At 77.4% G+C, this 18,222-nt stretch carries 3 protein-coding genes; all 3 read right to left on the reverse strand.

Annotated features, from left to right (window positions below; genetic code table 11):
* Positions 1–32 precede the first annotated feature (32 nt).
* The 3 genes from ACWDD9_RS11850 to ACWDD9_RS11860 all read right to left on the reverse strand — a co-directional run bounded on the left by ACWDD9_RS11850 (position 33) and on the right by ACWDD9_RS11860 (position 18,212).
* Complete coding sequence (locus tag ACWDD9_RS11850; protein ID WP_449811490.1) at positions 33–6,962, reverse strand: hybrid non-ribosomal peptide synthetase/type I polyketide synthase; 6,930 nt, start codon at positions 6,960–6,962, stop codon at positions 33–35.
* Positions 6,963–7,036: 74 nt separating this feature from the next.
* The gene (locus tag ACWDD9_RS11855; protein ID WP_449811491.1) at positions 7,037–16,666 is read right to left on the reverse strand and encodes a type I polyketide synthase; all 9,630 of its coding nucleotides are present in this window, start codon (positions 16,664–16,666) and stop codon (positions 7,037–7,039) included.
* A 556-nt stretch (positions 16,667–17,222) separates the two neighbouring features.
* Positions 17,223–18,212 carry an alpha/beta fold hydrolase gene (locus ACWDD9_RS11860; protein WP_449811492.1) on the reverse strand — a complete coding sequence of 330 codons (990 nt, stop codon included), beginning with the start codon at positions 18,210–18,212 and terminating at the stop codon, positions 17,223–17,225.
* Positions 18,213–18,222 lie beyond the last annotated feature (10 nt).

Below are 18,222 nucleotides of genomic sequence, written 5' to 3' on the forward strand. Positions count from 1 at the left end.
GCGGGTGCGGTGGGGTTCTCCGGGGCGGCGGGTCACAGGTCGTTCAACGCCTTGTCGAGCTCGGCCGCCAGGGTCGGGAGGTACGGGGCGCGCATGACGCTGTAGTGGTCGCCGGGCACGTCGACGCTCTCCGCCCGGTCGCCGAGCAGCTCCAGCCACTGCCGGGTGGTGGCCGTGCTGGCCCCGTCCATCGCCCGCAGCAGCCGGACCCGGCCCCGGTACGGGACGGGCCGGTGCTCGGCCAGCGCCCGGCTGAGGCGCAGGAACCGGCCCGCGAGCCGCTCCAGGGTGGCGCCGTCGATCTCCTCCGGCAGGACGCCGGCCCGCCGGGCCCGGGTCAGCAGCTCCTCGACCGGGGAGCCGCCGTCGACCGGCTCGAACTCCTCCGGCCCGGGGTTCCAGTCGTGGCCGGCCAGCCCGGCCAGGTCACGGGCGAACCGGGCCAGCAGCGCCGGCTCGGCGGCGGGCTCGGTGCGGCCGGGCGGTTCGAGCAGGTCCACGGCCGCGACCAGCTCGACCGCCGCGCCCCGGTCGGTGAGCAGCCGGGCGGTCTCCAGGGCGATCACCCCGCCCATCGACCAGCCGCCGAGCCGGTACGGGCCGTCCGGGAACCGCGCGGTGATCGCGTCGGCGTAGTACGCGGCCAGCTCGGCCACGGTCCGCGGGGCGGTCCGCACCCCGGGGGCCGCCCCGGGGTCCGCTTCGGCGTCCGCTTCGGGGTACTGGAGGGCGTGGACCGGCTGGTCCTCGTCCAGCAGGGCGGCGAGCCCGGCGTAGCAGAGCACGTCGCCGCCGACCGGGTGGACCAGGAACAGCGGCGGCCGGGCCCCGGTGCCCCGGACGGTGACCAGGGCCGCCCGGCCCTCGTCCTCGGCCCGCTCGCGCAGCACCCCGGCGAGCGCCTCGACGGTCGGCCGGGCGAGCAGCGTGGCCACCGGCAGCGAGCGGCCGGTGCACTGCCTGATCCGGGCCATCATCCGCACCGCGAGCATGGAGTCGCCGCCGAGGTCGAAGAAGTTCGCCGTGACGTCGAAACCGGAAGGGTCCGGGGCGGCGACGGCGGGGTCCGGGGCGGTGTCGGCGGCCGCCGCGGGAGTGCCGAAGAACTCGGCCCAGATCCCGGCGAGCAGCCGCTCGGCCGCGTCGCGCGGGGCGACCGCCCCGCCGGGGCGCGGGGCCGCGAGCCCGGGCGAGGGAAGCCGCCGGCGGTCCACCTTGCCGTTGTCGGTCAGCGGCAGCTCCGGCAGCAGGACGATCCGGGCGGGCACCAGGTACCCCGGCAGTTCCCGGCCGAGCGCCGCGCGCAGCTCCTCCTCGGAGGCGTCCGCCACCGCGTAGCCGACGAGCCGCCGCGGGCCGCCGCGCTCGCCCTCGGCCACCACGGCCGCCGCCCGGACGTCCGGCCGGCGCAGCAGCGCCGCCTCGACCTCGCCGAGCTCGATCCGGTGGCCCTGGATCTTCACCTGGAAGTCCGCGCGCCCGAGGAACTCGATGTCGCCGTCCGGCAGGTAGCGGCCGAGGTCGCCGGTCCGGTAGAGCCGCTCCCCCGTCACCGGGTGGCGCGGGAAGGCCGCGCGGGTCTTCTCCTCGTCGCCGAGGTAGCCGCGGGCCAGGCCGGTGCCCGCGATGTACAGGTCGCCGGGGACCCAGGCCGGGCGCGGCCGCAGCGCCTCGTCCAACACGTGGAAGCGCTGGTTCCGCATCGGCCGGCCGTACGGGATGCTCGTCCGCTCCGGGTCCACCTCGGTGATCGGGTGCAGGATCGACCAGATCGAGGCCTCGGTCGCGCCGCCCAGGCCGACGACCCGCGCGTCCGGCAGGACCGCGGCGACGGCGCCGGGGAGGGTGACGGGGATCCAGTCGCCGCTCATCATCACCAGCCGCAGCGGGAACGGGCCGCCGAGCGCCCGCACGTGCTCGACGAACATCTCCATCAGCGCGGGGACGCTGTTCCAGACCGTCACCCGGTGCCGGGTCACCAGGTCCAGCCAGGCGGCCGGCTCGCGCTGCGCCGGGACGTCGGGCAGGACCACGGCGCCGCCGACCGCGAGCAGGCCGAACACGTCGTAGACCGAGAGGTCGAAGTTGAACGCCGACAGCGCCAGCACCCGGTCGTCCCCGGTCACGCCGAACCGGTCGTTGACGTCCCGGATCGTGTTGACCGCGCCGGTGTGCTCGATCATCACGCCCTTCGGCACCCCGGTGGAGCCCGAGGTGAAGATGACGTACGCGAGGTCCTCGGGCCGGGCCGGGGAGGGCGGCAGCGGGCCGTCCGCGCCGGTGTCCTCCGGCTCGGTGTCGACGTGCAGCGCGCGGGTGCCGTCCGGCAGGTCGAGCCCGGCCGCGACCGCCGAGCGGGTCAGCACCAGGCCGATCCCGGCGGCCTCCACGATCATCCGCAGGCGGGGGCCGGGCACGGCGGCGTCGACCGGCACGTAGGCGGCCCCGGTCTTGAGGACGGCCAGCGCCGCGACGACCTGCTCCCAGCCCTTGTCCAGCACGATGCCGACCAGCGCGCCCGGGCCGGCGCCGTCCTCGATCAGCCGACGGGCGATCCGGTCGGACCGGCGGTCCACCTCGCGGTAGCTGAGGGTCCGGGCGGCGGTGATGACGGCGGGCGCGTCCGGCCGGGCCGCGGCCTGCCGCAGGAACGCGTCGTGCAGCAGCTCGGCGGGGACGGGGCCGTCGGTGGCGTTGACGGCCCGGCGGACCGCCAGGTCGGCCTCCGGCACGAGCACGGCCGGCGGGCGGCGCCACGCGCCCTCCTCGCACAGGCCGCGCACCAGGTCCCGGTAGGCCTCCCACATCCCGTCGACGACGCCCTCGGGGAACACCTCCTCCACCACGTCCCAGTTCAGGACCAGCTCCCCGGCCTCCTCCAGGGCCTGGTGGTCGAGCCACACCTGCGGGGTGCGCACCGAGCTGGAGGCCAGCTCGCCGGCGGTGCCGAGCGCGGTCAGCGCGGTCAGCGCCCCGCGCTGCTCCGGGCCGCCGTCGGCGGTGTTGTCGGTGTTGTCGCCGTCGGCGGTGTTATCGGCGCCGTCGCTCCGGGCGGAGAAGCCGATCGTGCTGGTGAAGACCACCGGCATGCCCGCCAGGCCCGTCCCGCCGCGGGTGCGGTTGAGTTCGCGCAGCACCTCGACGCCGCTGACGTGGCCGTGTTCGAGGTCGGCCAGCAGCTGGTCCTGGAGGCGCGCGGCGCCCGCGGCGAAGGCCTCGCCGGGGGCGGCGTCGACCTCCAGCAGGGTGGTGGCGCTGAGGTTGCCGACCACCCGGCCGGCGTCCTCGTGCAGCGGCCGCCGGTGGAACGCCAGCAGGTTGAGCGTGAAGCGCGGCGAGGCGCTCCAGGCGCCCAGCACCTGCGCGTACGCGGCGCACAACGCGGCCGAGGGCGAGAGGCCCGCCGCCGCGGCGTGCTCCTTGAAGCGCCGCCACGCCCCGGCCCCGACCCGGGCCGTGCGGTGGACGAACTCCGGCCGCCGGGGCGCCGGGCCCGGGCGCAGCGGCAGGGCGGGCGCGGGCGGCAGCGAGTCGACGCGGGCCCGCCAGTAGGCGAGCGACCGCTCGCGCCCCTCGGCGTCCGCCCCGGCGGCGGCGAGCACGTAGTCGCGGTAGGTGACGGCCGGGGCGGGGGTCGCGGGCGCCCCGTGGCGGTAGGCCTGCGCCCACTCCCGGAACAGCAGCCCGGAGCTGCGGCCGTCGATGATCAGCGCGTCGAAGTTGAGGTGCAGCCGGGTGGTGCGGGCGTCGAGCAGGGTGGCCCGGACGTCGAACAGCGGCCAGGCCTCGGTGTCGAAGACCTGGTCCCGCATCTCCCGGTGGATCGCGGCCAGCCGGCGCTCCCGTTCGACCGGGTCGCAGGCCCGCAGGTCGACGGTGGCGATCCGGTACTCGGGGACCTCGGCGAGCACCCGCTGGTGCCCGTCCCGGGAGACGACCGCGCGGAGCATGTCGTGCCGGTCGACGAGCTGCCGGAAGGAGGCGGCCAGCCGGTCCGGGTCGGTGTCCGTCAGGTCCACCTCGACCAGGAAGGAGGTGGAGACGTTGCCGAGCTCGAAGGCGTCGGTCCGGCCGACCAGGTAGGCCTGCTGGAGGTCGGTGAGCGGGAACGGCTCGTGGCGGGCCGCCGGGTCGGCGACCAGCGCCGTCCCGGGTCGTCGGGCGTCATCGCCGCTGCCGTCGCCGCCGCCGTTGTCGCCGCGTGCGGCCCGGACGGCGTCGGCGATCGCGGTGACGCCGCGGCCGTCCAGCAGGTCGCGCAGCGGCAGGTCCACGCCGAGCCGCCGGGCGAGGGTCTGCCGGATGTCCATCGCGATCAGCGAGTCGACGGCCAGGCGCCGCAGCGGCAGCTCCCGGTCGTCGCCGGTGACGGCCGCGCCGCGCGCCCGGCCGACGATGCCGGCCACCAGCTCGACGACGTCCTCGACGGGTCCCTGCGTCGCGGGCGTCTCCGTCGCGGGCGCGGTGGGCGGCAGGGCGTCCGGCACCGCCTCCAGGCGTACGCCGTCGGCGAGCGCCACCGGCGTACCGTCGGGGCCGACCAGCCGTACCTGCGCGACCAGCGACCCCTCCGGTGCCGGCGCCCCGGCGCGGCGCGGGGCGCCGGTCCAGAGCCAGTAGCGCTCGCGCTGGAACGGGTACCCGGGCAGACGCACCGGCGGCCCGGCGGGCTCGCCGTGCACGCGCGCCCAGTCGATCCGCGCGCCCCGGGTGTAGAGCGCGCCGAGGCTGTCGAGGAGGGTGCGCCGGGCGTCCTCCCCCGGGCGCAGCGACGGCAGGACCACGGTGTGCCCGGCCGCCCGGACCTCGTCGAGCAGCGGCGAGGCGGGTCCGAGCTCGACGAAGGTGCGGTGGCCGTCCCGCAGCAGCGCGGCGAGGCCGGCGGCGAACCGCTCCGACCCGGCGGCGTCCGGCCCGGCCGTCTCCGGCCCGCCCGCGTTCCGGACCGTACGGGCCGCCACCAGCGCGTCCTCCGGGCTCATCGTGCCCGTCACGCACGCGGCCACCAGCTCGCCGGTGCCGTGGCCGAGGACGGCGGCGGGCCGCACGCCCCACGAGCGCCACAGCTCGGCGAGCGCGTAGCCGACGGCGAACGGCGAGAGCCGGCCGCCGGGCGCCTCGGCGCACTGGTCCAGGGCGCGGCGGAAGACCGGCTCGGCCTCGGCCAGGACGGCGACCGCCTCGGCGTCCGGCCCGGCCAGGGGGCCGGTGGCGCCGGTGAGGAGGAACACCGGGCCCCGGCCGCCCTCCGGGGTCCGGGTGCCGACCCGGACGCCGGCCGGCGGCTCCTCCTCCCGGCGGGTCCGCAGGAGGAGGTCCCGCAGCTCGGCGGCCGAGGAGGCGACGGCCGTCAGCCGGTGCGGGAAGTGCGCCCGGCCGAGGCCGGTGGCCCGGCAGACCGCCGCCAAGCCGGACCCGCCGACCGCACCCGGCCCGTCGCCCGCGCCCGGCCCGCCGTCCGCGAGCAACTCGGTGTAGCGGTCGGTGAGTTCGGCGAGCGCGGCCGGCGACTTGGCGGACAGGGTCAGCAGCCGCGGCCCGCCCGGACCGGCCTCCCCGTCCCCGGTCTCCCCCGCCTCCAAGGCGGCCGGGGCCTCCTCGATGATCACGTGGGCGTTGGTGCCGCTGATGCCCTGCGAGGACACCCCGGCCCGCCTGGGCCCGGCCGTCCCCGGCCAGGCGGCCCGCTCGGCGACCAGCTCGACCGCGCCCGCCGACCAGTCGACGTGCGGGGTGGGCTCGTCCGCGTACAGGGTGGCGGGGAGCGTGCCGTGACGCATCGACAGCACCGTCTTGATCACCCCGGCGACGCCCGCCGCCGCCTGGGAGTGCCCGATGTTGGGCTTCAACGAGCCCAGCCGCAGCGGCCGGTCCCGGTCCTGCCCGTAGGCGGCCAGCAGGGCGCGCGCCTCGATCGGGTCGCCGAGCTCCGTGCCGGTGCTGCTCGCCTCCACCACCTGGACGTCGCCGGGCGACAGCCGGGCGTCCGCCAGCGCCTGCCGGATGACCCGCTGCTGCGCCGACCCGCTCGGCGCGGTGAAGCCGTTGCTGGCGCCGTCCTGGTTCACCGCGCTGCCGCGCACCACGGCCAGCACCGGGTGGCCGCGCCGCCGCGCGTCCGACAGCCGTTCCAGCAGCAGCACGCCCACGCCCTCGGAGAGCCCGCTGCCGCCGGCCCCGGCCGAGAACGGGCGGCACCGGCCGTCCGGCGCCACGCCCTGCATCCTGGTGAACTCGGTGAACAGCTGCGGGGTGGACATGACCGTCGCCCCGCCCGCCAGCGCCATCGCGCACTCGCCGCCGCGCAGCGACCGGACCGCCAGGTGCAGCGCGACCAGCGAGGACGAACAGGCCGTCTCCACGGTGATCGCCGGACCGCGCAGGCCGAGCGTGTACGAGATCCGGCCGGACGCCGCGCCGCCCACCGCCCCGGTGGTCAGGAAGCCCTCGGCCTCCTCGGGCACCTCGCCGCGCCCCAGCCCGTAGTCGAGGTTCGACAGGCCCGCGAACACCCCGGTCTCGGTGTCGCGCACCGACTCCGGGTCGATCCCGGCGTCCTCGAAGGCCCGCCAGGCGGTCTCCAGCAGCAGCCGCTGCTGCGGGTCCATGGCCAGCGCCTCACGCGGGCTGATCCCGAAGAAGCCGGCGTCGAACTCGGCCGCGTCGTACAGGAATCCGCCGGAACCGGTCAGGCTCCGGCCGCCGCCCTCGGGGTCGAACAGCCCCTCCTCCCAGCCCCGGTCACGGGGGAACGCGCCGACGCTCTCCCCGCCCTCGGCCAGCAGCCGCCACAGCGCGTCGGGCGAGTCGACCCCGCCCGGGTACCGGCACGCCATGCCGACGATCGCGATCGGCTCCCGCTCCCCCTCCTCCAGCTCGCGCAGGCGCCCGCGCGCCTCGTGCAGGTCGAGGGTGAGGCGCTTGAGGTATCCGAGCAGCTTCTCGTCCGATGCTGATGCCATGACGGATCGGTCCTCCGTGGGGATCTGGTGGGCTCGTGGTCGTAGGGGGTGGGGGATGGGGCGGCGGACCGGGGTCAGATGAGCTCGCGGTCGATGAAGTCGAGGAGCTCCTCGGCGGTCGCGGCCTCGACGAGGGCCGCCACGTCCTCGTCGAGGGCCGTCGCGTCCTGGTCGCACTCCCCGGCGGCCGGCTCGGGCCCGGTTCCCTCAGCCGGCCCGGTCTCGTGGACGGGCGGGGCGATCCCGGCGTCCAGGACGGCGACCAGCTCGGGCAGCGTCGGCGCCTCGAACAGCAGGGTGAGCGGGAGCTTCAGCCCCGTCGCCGTGCCGAGGCGGTTGCGGAACTCGACCGAGGTGAGCGAGTCGAAGCCGAGCTCGCCGAACGGCCGGTCGTCCGGGATCGCCTCGGGCCGGGAGCCGAGGACGGCGGCCATGTGGGTCCGGACCAGGTCGGCCAGGGCGTCGGCGCGTTCACCGGCGGTCAGGCCGCCCAGCTCCTCGCGCAGCGGGCGGTGCCGCCGTGGCGTCGGGCCGTTCCCGCCCCGCCCCGCCCCGGCGGCCGCCACGACCTCGCGCAGCACCGGCGGGAGGTCCGGTCCGAGGTCGCGCAGGACCTCGCGGTCGAGCCGGGCGGGCACCAGGACGGCGTGCGGTGACGGCAGCGCCGCGTCCAGCAGGGCCAGGCCGTGCCCGGGGTCGATCTCCACCAGCCCGGCCCGGGCGAAGCGGGCGCGGTCGGCGTCGCCGAGGGCGCCCAGCATGCCGTCCGGGTCGCCCCACAGGCCCCAGGCCAGCGCGAGGGCGGGCAGGCCCTGGGCGCGGCGGTGCCGGGCGAGCCCGTCGAGGAAGGCGTTGGCGGCGGTGTAGCCGCCCTGGCCGGCGCCGCCGAGCGTCCCCATCACCGAGGAGACCAGGACGAAGGCGGTGAGCGGGTGGCCGGCGGTCAGCTCGTGCAGGTGCCAGGCGCCGTCGGCCTTGACCCGCATCACCCGGTCGATCCGCGCGGGGGTGAGCGAGGCGACGGGCGCGTCGTCCACCACGCCGGCGGCGTGGATCACGGCGGTCAGCGGGTGCCGGGCGGGGACCGCCGCGATCATCGCGGCGACGGCGGCCCGGTCGGCGACGTCCACGGCCGCGAACGCCACCTCGGCGCCGAGCCCGGTCAGTTCGGCCGCCAGCTCGGCGGCTCCCGGCGCATCGCCTCCCCGGCGGCCGGCCAGCAGCAGCCGCCGGGCGCCGTGCCCGGTGACCAGGTGCCGCGCCACGGCCCGGCCGATGGCGCCCGTCCCGCCGGTGATCAGGACGGTTCCGTCCGGGTCGAGGACCGGCGGGACGGTGAGCACGACCTTGCCGACGTGGGTGCCCTGGCGCAGCAGCCCGAAGGCCTCGGGCGCCCGCCGGACGTCCAGGTCGGTGACGGCGGGCCAGCCGAACGCGCCCCGGGCGAACAGCTCGACCGTCCGCTCCAGCAGGCGGGCGAGGTGCTCGGGCGGCAGCTGGAGCAGGTTGAACGCCCGGTAGCGCACGCCGGGGTGCGCGGCGGCCACCTCGGCGGGGTCGCGCTGTTCGGTCCGGCCGAGCTCGACCAGGAGCCCGCCGGGACGCAGCAGCCGCAGCGACTCGTCGACGAGCTCGCCGGTCAGCGAGTTCAGGACGAGCGCCATCCGCCGGTCGCCCGCGTCGGGGCCCGCGCCCGGGCCCGCACCCGGGCCGGCACTCGGGCCGGCACCGAAGCGGGCGCCGAAGCCGGGCTCGCGGGAGGAGGCGAGGTGGTCGTCGTCGAGGCCGAGGGCGCGCAGCGCGGGCCACTTGGCGGGGCTCGCGGTCGCGAAGACCTCCGCGCCCAGGTGCCGGGCCAGCTGGACGGCGGCCAGGCCGACGCCGCCCGCCCCGGCGTGGACCAGCACCCGGTCCCCCTCACCCACGCCGCCCAGTTCGACCAGGGCGTGCAGGGCGGTCAGGTGGGCGACCGGCACGGCGGCGGCCCGGGTGAAGGACCAGTCGTCCGGGATCCCGACCAGGGTGCGGTGGTCGGCCTGGGCCACCGTGCCGAACGCGGCCGGGAACAGGCCCGTCACCCGGTCGCCGACGGCCAGGCCGGTGACCCCGGGCCCGGTCGCGGTGACCACGCCCGCGCCCTCCAGGCCGAGCGGGCCCGGATCGCCGGGGTGCATGTCGAGCGCGCCCAGGACGTCGTGGAAGTTCAGCCCGGCGGCGCGGACCGCGACCCGGACCCGGCCGGGGCCGGGCTCGGCGGCGGCCTCGGGGCAGGGGCGCAGCTCCAGGCCGGTGAGGGTGCCGCGCTCGGGGATGTCCAGGTGCCAGGCCGCCGCGTCCTCGGGGGGCCGCAGCGCGGGATCGCCCACGGCGGACACCAGCCGGGGCACCAGGACGGCGCCGTCGCGGACGGCCAGCTGGTTCTCCTCCGGGGTCAGTACGGCGGCCGGGACCTCGGGGGCGCCTTCGGTCGTGGGAGTGCCTTCGGGCACGGTGGTGCCGGGGGCCAGGTCGACCAGGGTGAACCGGCCCGGGTGCTCGACCTGGGCGGTGCGCACCAGGCCCCAGACCGCCGCCTGGGCGAGGTCCCGGACGGTCTCGCCGGGCCGTACGGCGACCGCGCCCCGGGTGACCAGCACCAGGCGGGACCCGGCGAGCCGGTCCTCGGCGAGCCACCGGGCGAGCAGGTCCCGGGTGCGGTGGACGGCGGTCCTGGCCGCCGTCGCCGGGTCGGTGGCGGCCTGCGGTCCGTACGGTCCGTGCGGTCCGTGCGGTCCGTGTGCTCCGGTCGGGCAGCTCACCACGGTGGGCGTGTCCGGGTCGGCCGCCGCGAGCAGCGCGTCCGGGTCGAGGGCGTCCCACGGGACGACCGGCACCGGGCCGGCCGGCGACGACACCGGCTCCGACTCCCGCAGCGGTTCCCAGCCGAGGGCGAACAGCGAGTCGCGCGCGGCGGCGGCCGGGTCGGCGGGGTATCCCGCCGCGACCGGGCGCAGCTCCACCGCCTCGACCAGCCCCACCGGCTCCCCCGAGGCGTCGAGCAGGGCCAGCGGGAGGCCGCCGTCCGAGGCGGGCCCGGCCTGCACCCGCAGGGATGTCCGGCCGCCGGCCGGAGCGGCCGTCAGGGACACTCCGCGCCAGCGCACCGGCTGTACGGGCCGCCCCTCGTGGCCCGGGGCGGCGGCGATCAGACCGTGCAGGGAGGCGTCGAGCAGGGCGGGGTGCAGCCGGTAGGACCCGGCGTCGGCCTCCGCCGGCTCCGGCAGGACGGCCTCGGCGTACTGCCCGCCGTCGGCGCCCCGCCAAGCGGCCCGCAGGCCCTGGAAGGCCGGCCCGGGCTGGTGGCCGCGCAGGGCGAGGTCCTCGTACATCCGGGTCGACGGCACCGGCGTCGCGCCGGTCGGCGGCCAATCGGTGGCGGCCCGGTTCCGGAGCGGGGCCGGGGCCTGGGCAGGGATGTGGTCGGCGCTCAGGGTGCCGGTGGCGTGCTCGATCCACTCGCCCCCGCCCGTCGCCCGGCCCGAGATCCGGCAGGTCCGCAGCCCGTCGCCGTCCGCGCCGGACACCCGTACGCGCAGGTCGACGGCGCCGTCCGCGGGCAGCTCCATCGGAGTGGCGACGGTCAGTTCCTCGATCCGCGCCGTCCCGGCCTTCGCTCCCGCGTGCAGGGCCAGCTCCAGGAACGCGGTGCCCGGCACGACGACCGTCCCGGCCAGGACGTGGTCGGCCAGCCAGGGGTGGCTGCGGGCCGACAGCCGTCCGGTGAACACCGTCTCGCCGTCGCCGAGTTCGACGGCCGCGCCGAGCAGGGGGTGCTCGGCCGGCGCCTGGCCGAGGTCGGCCGTGCCGGTCGGCCCGGCCGCTCCGGTGAGCCAGTAGCGGCGGCCCTGGAAGGGGTAGGTGGGCAGGTCGACGTGGCCGGCCGCCGCACCGGTGAGGCGCTCCCAGGCGACGGGCAGACCGCGGACGTGGGCCTCGGCGGCGGAGGTGAGGAAGCGGCGCAGGCCGCCGTCGTCGCGGCGCAGCGAGCCGGTGACGATCCCGTCGACACCGGCCTCCTCCAGGATCTGGCCGATGCTGCCGCCCAGCACCGGGTGCGGGCCGACCTCGACGAAGGTGGTGTGGCCGGAGGCGACGAGCGCCTCGACGGCCTCCTGGAAGCGCACGGTGTGCCGCAGGTTCCGGTACCAGTAGGCCGCGTCCAGCCCGGCGCCGTCCTGCCAGTCGGCGGTGACCGAGGACATCAGCGCGATCCCGCCGCCGCGCGGCGCCAGCGGCGCCAGCCCGGCCAGGAGCTCCGCCCGGATCGGTTCGACCGCCGGGCAGTGCGAGGCGAAGGCCGCCGGGATCACCCGGGCGTTGACGCCCTCGGCCCGGTACCCGTCGACCAGGGCAGCGATCGCGTCCGGGGCGCCGGCCACGGCGGTGACGGCCGGTCCGTTGACCGCGGCGATGCTCAGCGCGCCGAGGCGCTCCCGCACCCGCGCGGCGGGCAGCGGGACGACGGCCATCGCCCCCCGGCCCATCAGGTCGACGGCCAGGCGGCTGCGCAGCGCGATGGCGCGGGCGCCGTCCTCCAGAGAGAGCGCCCCGGCCACCACGGCGGCGGCGAGCTCGCCCTGGGAGTGGCCGACCACGGCGTCCGGGACGACTCCGGCCTCCCGCCACAGCTCGGCCAGCGACACCATCACCGCCCACAGCGCGGGCTGCACGACGTCGATCCGGTCGAGCGGGGACGCGCCGGTCGGCGCGCCGGTCCGGGCGTCGGTCCGGGCGTCGGTCCGGGAGTCGGTCCGGGCGTCGGTCCGGGCGTCGGACGCGGCATCCGTCCGGGCTTCGGCCGGGGCGTCCGTCCGGGCCTCGGCCGGGGCGTCCGTCCAGGCCTCGGCCGGGGTGTCGGCCCGGCCATCGGCCAGGACGTCGGCCAACGACCAGTCGACGTACGGCGCGAGCGCCCGCTCGCACTCGGCCAGGCGGGCCGCGAACACCGGGCTCTCGGCGGCGAGTCGCGCCGCCATCCCGCGCCACTGGCCGCCCTGGCCGGGGAAGACCAGGACGGTCCGGCCGGGCTCGCCGGCCCGGCCGGTGACCAGGCCGGGAACCTCCTCGGCGCGGGCCAGCGCCGCCAGCGCCCGCTCGGCCTCCGACCGGTCGGCGGCGACCACCACGGCACGCTCGTCCCAGGAGGTCCGGGCGGTCAGGGCCGGCGCGGCGGCGACCGGGTCGAGCGGGCCGTCGGCCAGCCCGCGGGCCCGCTCCCGCAGCGCCTCCGGGGTGCGGGCCGACAGCACGACCGGCACCACGGGAGGTGCCGCCGGTCCTCCCGCCGCCCCGGGCCCGGTCGGCCGCCCGGCCTGCTGCCCGGCCGGCGGCTCGGTCAGGATCACGTGCGCGTTGGTGCCGCTGATCCCGAACGAGGAGACGCCGCCGCGCCGGGGCTCCCCGGTCTCCGGCCAGGGCCGGGCCCGGTCGAGCAGGGCCACCGAGCCGGCCGTCCAGTCCACGTGCGGGGACGGCTCGTCGGCGTGCAGCGTGGCGGGCAGCGCGCCCCGCCGGAGCGCCTGGACCATCTTGATCACGCCGCCGACGCCCGCCGCGGCCTGGGCGTGCCCGATGTTGGACTTGAGGGACCCGAGCCACAGCGGCCGCTCCCGGCCCTGCCCGTACGCGGCCAGCAGGGCGTTGGCCTCGATCGGGTCGCCCAGGGCGGTGCCGGTCCCGTGCGCCTCCACGGCGTCGACCTGCCGCGGCGCGAGCCCGGCGTCGGCGAGCGCGTCCTCGATCACGCGCTGCTGGGCGACGCCACTGGGCGCGGACAGCCCGTTGGAGGCGCCATCCGAGTTGACGGCGCTGCCGGCCACGACCGCCAGCACCGGGTGGCCGTGGCGGCGGGCGTCCGAGAGCCGCTCGACCACGACCATGCCCGCGCCCTCGCCCCAGCCGGTGCCGTCCGCCCCGGCGGAGAACGCCTTGCAGCGGCCGTCGGCGGCCAGCACCCGCTGGCGGGACAGCTCCACGAACATGCCGGGCGTCGCCATGACAGTGACCCCGCCGGCCAGGGCGAGCGAGCACTCCCCGGCCCGGACCGACCGCACCGCCTGGTGCAGCGCGACCAGCGACGCCGAGCACGCGGTGTCCACCGTCAGCGCGGGCCCGTTCAGGCCGAGGACGTACGCGATCCGCCCGGAGACCACGCTCACGCTGGTGCCGGTCAGCAGGTGCCCAGCGACGCCGGGCCCGGCCGCCTCCATGCTCGGCCCGTAGCCGGAGTGCATCGCCCCGGCGAACACGCCGGTCCGGCTGCCCTTCAGCGCGGTGGGGTCGATCCCGGCCCGCTCCAGCGCCTCCCAGGCGACCTCCAGCAGGAGCCGCTGCTGCGGGTCCATGGCGAGGGCCTCGCGCGGGCTGATCCCGAAGAACTCCGCGTCGAAGTCCGGGACGTCCCGGACGAAGCCGCCCCGGCGGACGTAGGAGGTGCCGGCCCGGTCCGGGTCCGGGTGGTGGAGCGCCGCCAGATCCCAGCCCCGGTCGTCGGGGAAGTCGCCGATGGCGTCGGTGCCGGCCTCGACCAGGTCCCACAGGTCCTCGGGCGAGCGCACCCCGCCGGGGAAGCGGCAGGCCATGCCGACGATGACCACGGGGTCATCGGCCTCGTCGTCGTTTTCGGTCTTGCCGTCGCTTTCGGCCTCCGGCTCGGCCGCGTTGTCGCTCTCCGGCTCGGCCTCGTCGTTCGCCCTCAGCGCGCCGATCGCGGCGGCGAGGGCGGCCGGGCTCGGGTGGTCGTACAGGACGGTGCTCTCCAGGTTCAGCCCCGTCGCGGCCGCCAGCCGGTCGCGCAGTTCGAGCGTCATGGCCGAGTCCAGGCCCATCTCGCGGAACGTCCGCCCGGGCCGGACGTCGGCGGCCGAGCCCGTGCTCAGCACGACGGCGGTCAGGCTCCGGACCAGCTCCAGGACCGACCGCCCGTCCAGGGCCGGAACCGGCGCCGGGGTCGACGCCGGCGTCTGCGTCCCCTCGTCCGCCCGCTCGCTCCCGGCGGCCCCCGGCATCCCGGACGGCCAGTAGGAGCGGCGCTGGAACGGGTACGTCGGCAGGTCGGCGAGCGGCGCCGAGGCGGGCAGCAGCGCGGACCAGTCGACCGGGACGCCCCGGACGAAGGCCTCGGCCGCCGCCGTGAGGAACCGCCGGCGGCCGCCGTGGCCGCGCCGGAGCGTACTCAGCGCGGCGCCGTCCCCGCCGTGCAGGTCGATCGCCTGCCGGACGCCCATCGCCAGCACCGGGTGCGGGCTGATCTCCAGGAAGGTCGAGTGGCCCGCGTCCAGCAGGCGTTCGACGACCGGCCCGAACCGCACCGGCTCGCGCAGGTTGCGGAACCAGTACCCGGGGCCCAGCTCGGCGGTGTCGACCGGTCCGGCGGTGACGGTCGAATGGAACGGCACGCCGGTGGAGCGCGGGGCGATCCCGGCGAACGCGGCGAGCAGGCCGTCCCGCAGCTCCTCGACGGCCGCGCTGTGCGAGGCGTAGTCGATCGGGATCCGCCGGGTGCGCACCCGCTGCCCGTAGTGGGCGGCCAGCACGTCGAGCGCGGCCGCCGGACCCGCCACCACCGTGTGCGCCGGGCCGTTGACCGCCGCGACCGACAGTCCGGGGCCGCCGGCCACCGCGCGGTCGACTCCCGCGGGCTCGACCGCCACGAGGTCCCGCTCCACCCGCTCGGCCGGGAGGTCCACCGACAACAGGCCGCCACCGCCCGCGATCCGGTTCAGCACCCGGCTGCGCAGGGCCACGATCCGCGCACCGTCCCGGAGCGACAGGGCGCCCACGGCGGTGGCGGCGGCGATCTCGCCCTGCGAGTGGCCCACCACGGCGGCCGGCTCCACCCCGGCCGAGCGCCACAGCGCGGCCAGCGACACCATCACCGCCCACAGCGCGGGCTGGACCACCTCGTCGCCCTCCAGCGGCGGCGCACCGGGGACCCCGCGCAGGACGTCGGCCAACGACCAGTCCACGTACGGGCGGAGGGCCTCGGCGCACTCGTCGATCCGCTCGGCGAAGAACGGGGAGGTCTCGATCAGCTCCGCCGCCATGCCCGTCCACTGCGAGCCCTGGCCGGGGAAGACGAAGACCGGCCGCACGGGCGGCCCCTCGTGCCGGCCCTCCACCACGGCCGCCGACGGCCGCCCGGCCGCCCGGTCCGCGAGTTCGGCGAGGAAGCCGTCCCGGTCGTCCGCGACGACCACGCAGCGGTGCTCGAACGCGGTGCGGGTGACGGCCAGCGACCGGCCCACCGAGGCCGCCCCGAGCGCCGGACGCGCCGCCACATGGGCGCGCAGCCGTTCGGCCTGGTCGCGCAGCGCGGGCTCGTCCCGCCCGGACAGGATCCAGGGCAGCGCCCCGGCCTCCTCCTTCTCCTCGGATGCTGCTTCCACGCCCGGCCAATCCGACAGGATCACATGGCAGTTGGTGCCGCCGATCCCGAACGAGCTGACTCCGGCGACCAGTTGACCATGCGGCGAGGGCCAGGCCCCGGCCTCGGTGTTCACCCGCAGCCGCAGCTTGTCGAGCGGAACCCGCTCGCCGGGCCCGACGTGGTTCAGGCTGGGCACGAGCTCGCGCTCGGCGAGGCACAGGACGGTCTTGATGAACCCGGCGATCCCGGCCGCGCCCTCCAGGTGGCCGATGTTCGTCTTCACCGACCCGACCAGCAGCGGATCGCCCTCACCTCGGACCGAGCCCAGAGCCGCGCCGAGCGCCGCGGCCTCGACCGGGTCGCCGGCCCGCGTCCCCGAGCCGTGCAGCTCGACGTACTGGACCTCGCCCGGCTCGACGCCCGCGTCGACGCAGGCCTCCAGGAGCACCCGCTCCTGCGACGCCCGGCCCGGGGTCGGCAGCGTCTGCGTCGCGCCGTCGTTGTTCAGCGCGCTGCCGCGGATGACGGCGTGGATGCGGTCGCCGTCCCGGACGGCGGCCTCCAGCAGCTTGAGCACCACCACCCCGCCGCCCTCACCGCGGACGTAGCCGTTGGCGCGGGCGTCGAAGGTGAAGCAGCGCCCGTCCGGCGACAGCGTTCCGGCCCGCTCCAGCGCCCGGGTGCTCTCCGGCGCGAGGACCAGGCTCACCCCGCCGGCCAACGCCAGCTCGGACTCGCCGCTGCGCAGGCTCGCGCACGCCAGGTGCACGGCGGCCAGCGAGGACGACTGGCCGGTGTCCACCACCAGGCTCGGACCGTGCAGGCCCAGCGTGTACGAGATCCGGTTGGCGGTCACCCCGCGCTGCAGCCCGGTCAGGGTGTGCCCGGTCACCGCGTCGGGGCCCAGCCCGTGCAGCAGCGTCGCGTAGTCGTCCGCGATCACCCCCAGGAACACGCCCGTCCGGCTGCCCTCCAGGGCGCCCGGCAGGGTCCTGGCGTCCTCCAGCGCCTCCCACGCCAGTTCGAGGGCCAGCCGCTGCTGCGGGTCCATCGCCACGGCCTCGCGCCGCGAGATGCCGAAGAACTCGGGGTCGAATCCGTCCACCCCGTCCAGGAACCCCCCGCGCGCCGGGCCCCGGCCGCCCCGCCGCCCGACCACCGCGTCACCACCGCCGCGCAGCAGCCGCCAGAACGCCTCCGGCCCGTCCGCCTGCGGAAAGCGGCAGCCGACCCCGACCACCGCGACCGCACGCGCCGGGAGCTCACGCCCGCCACGACAACCAGCACTGTCCATCATCGATGCCCCCCGCAGTGAGAATCAGACGGCCGACCACCGGAAGGCCCCGACGGACCACCGGGTCGTCGCCCCGGGTCCGCCCTTGAACCGGCGGGTTCGGTCGCGGGAGATCCCGGCCGCCACCTCGACGCCGATGCCCGCCCCACGAGGATGCGCCCGCCCGCACACCACCGGAACCCGTCCCGGGGGTTCATGATCGTGCGTTGCTGAACCCCGAAGGGGCCCGCACATACCCGACATACCGGGCACCTTGCGGCGAGCCGCCCGGAGGGCCGCCCGAAGCCTCCGAGCCGCGACCTTCCAGGGGCGAACACCCGCGGACCACCACTCCGGCACGCTCCGGGTCGAGCCCGGACCGTGCCGCAACAGCGCCGGGGGCGGCGGCCCGACGACCGCGCAGGGCCGGGTCACGGCCTCGGAGGAGGCCACAACGGCCAAGTACCGCACAGGGGTTGAGGAACATCCAGGCCGGATCGCGACTGGTGCGCGGCTGACAGGCCGTCGCCGAGGCGACCGGCCCGCTCGCGCCGGGGGGCCGGCCGGCACACCCGGCGGTTCAGTCCTGGAGGGAGGCGAGCCAGGCGGTCAGCAGGCGGTTGACCTCCTCGGGGCGCTCCTGCTGGATCCAGTGCCCGCAGCCGTCCAGGATGTGGGTGGAGTCCAGACCGGGGAGGGTGGTCGGGTAGGCGTCGATCGCGTCGGCCATCCAGGTCGTGGAAGCGTCCAGGGCACCGCCGATGAACAGGGACGGCTGCCTGATCGGGGCTCCGGCGTACCGGGCGAGGTCCTCCCAGTCGCGGTCCATGGCGCGGTAGCGGTTGAGGGCCCCGGTCATGCCGGTGCGCTCGAACTCCCCGGCGTACACGTCGAGATCGTCCTCGGTCAGCCAGGCGGGCAGCCTGCCGCCGGGGAAGCGGTCGCGCAGCCGGCCGCCGGCGCGGGCCACGAAGTGCGGGTCGGGCTCGCCCCGGGCGGGCATGGTGTCGGCGGACATGGCCGCGTAGAAGCCCGCGAGCCAGCCCCGGAGGTCGGGCTCCATCTCCGCTTCGGCCCGGCCGGGCTCCTGGAAGTACGAGACGTAGAACTCCTGGTCGCCGCCCATCCGCGCGAAGACGTCGGTGGGGCGGGGGCCGCCGGGCGGCGCGTAGGGGACGCTCAGCAGTCCGACGGCGCGGAAGACCTCGGGGTGGAGCAAGGCGGAGGCCGCCGCGATGTTGGAGCCCCAGTCGTGCCCGACGACCACCGCCCTCTCCTCGCCCAGGGCGCGCACCAGGGCGACGTTGTCCTCCACCAGGTCGAGCATCCGGTAGGCGTCCGTCGCGGCCGGCTTGGAGGAGCGGCCGTAGCCGCGCACGTCGAGCGCCACGGCCCGGTACCCCGCCGCCGCGAGGGCCGGGAGTTGGCGGCGCCAGGAGTACCAGGACTCGGGGAAGCCGTGGACGAGCAGGACCAGTGGTCCGGTGCCCTGCTCGACCAGGTGCAGGCGCCCGGCGGGTGCCTCGATGGTGCGGTGGCGCAGGTCGGTGGACGGCGCGGGCTGGTGCATCGCTTCTCCT

Source organism: Kitasatospora sp. NPDC001119 (assembly GCF_053598475.1).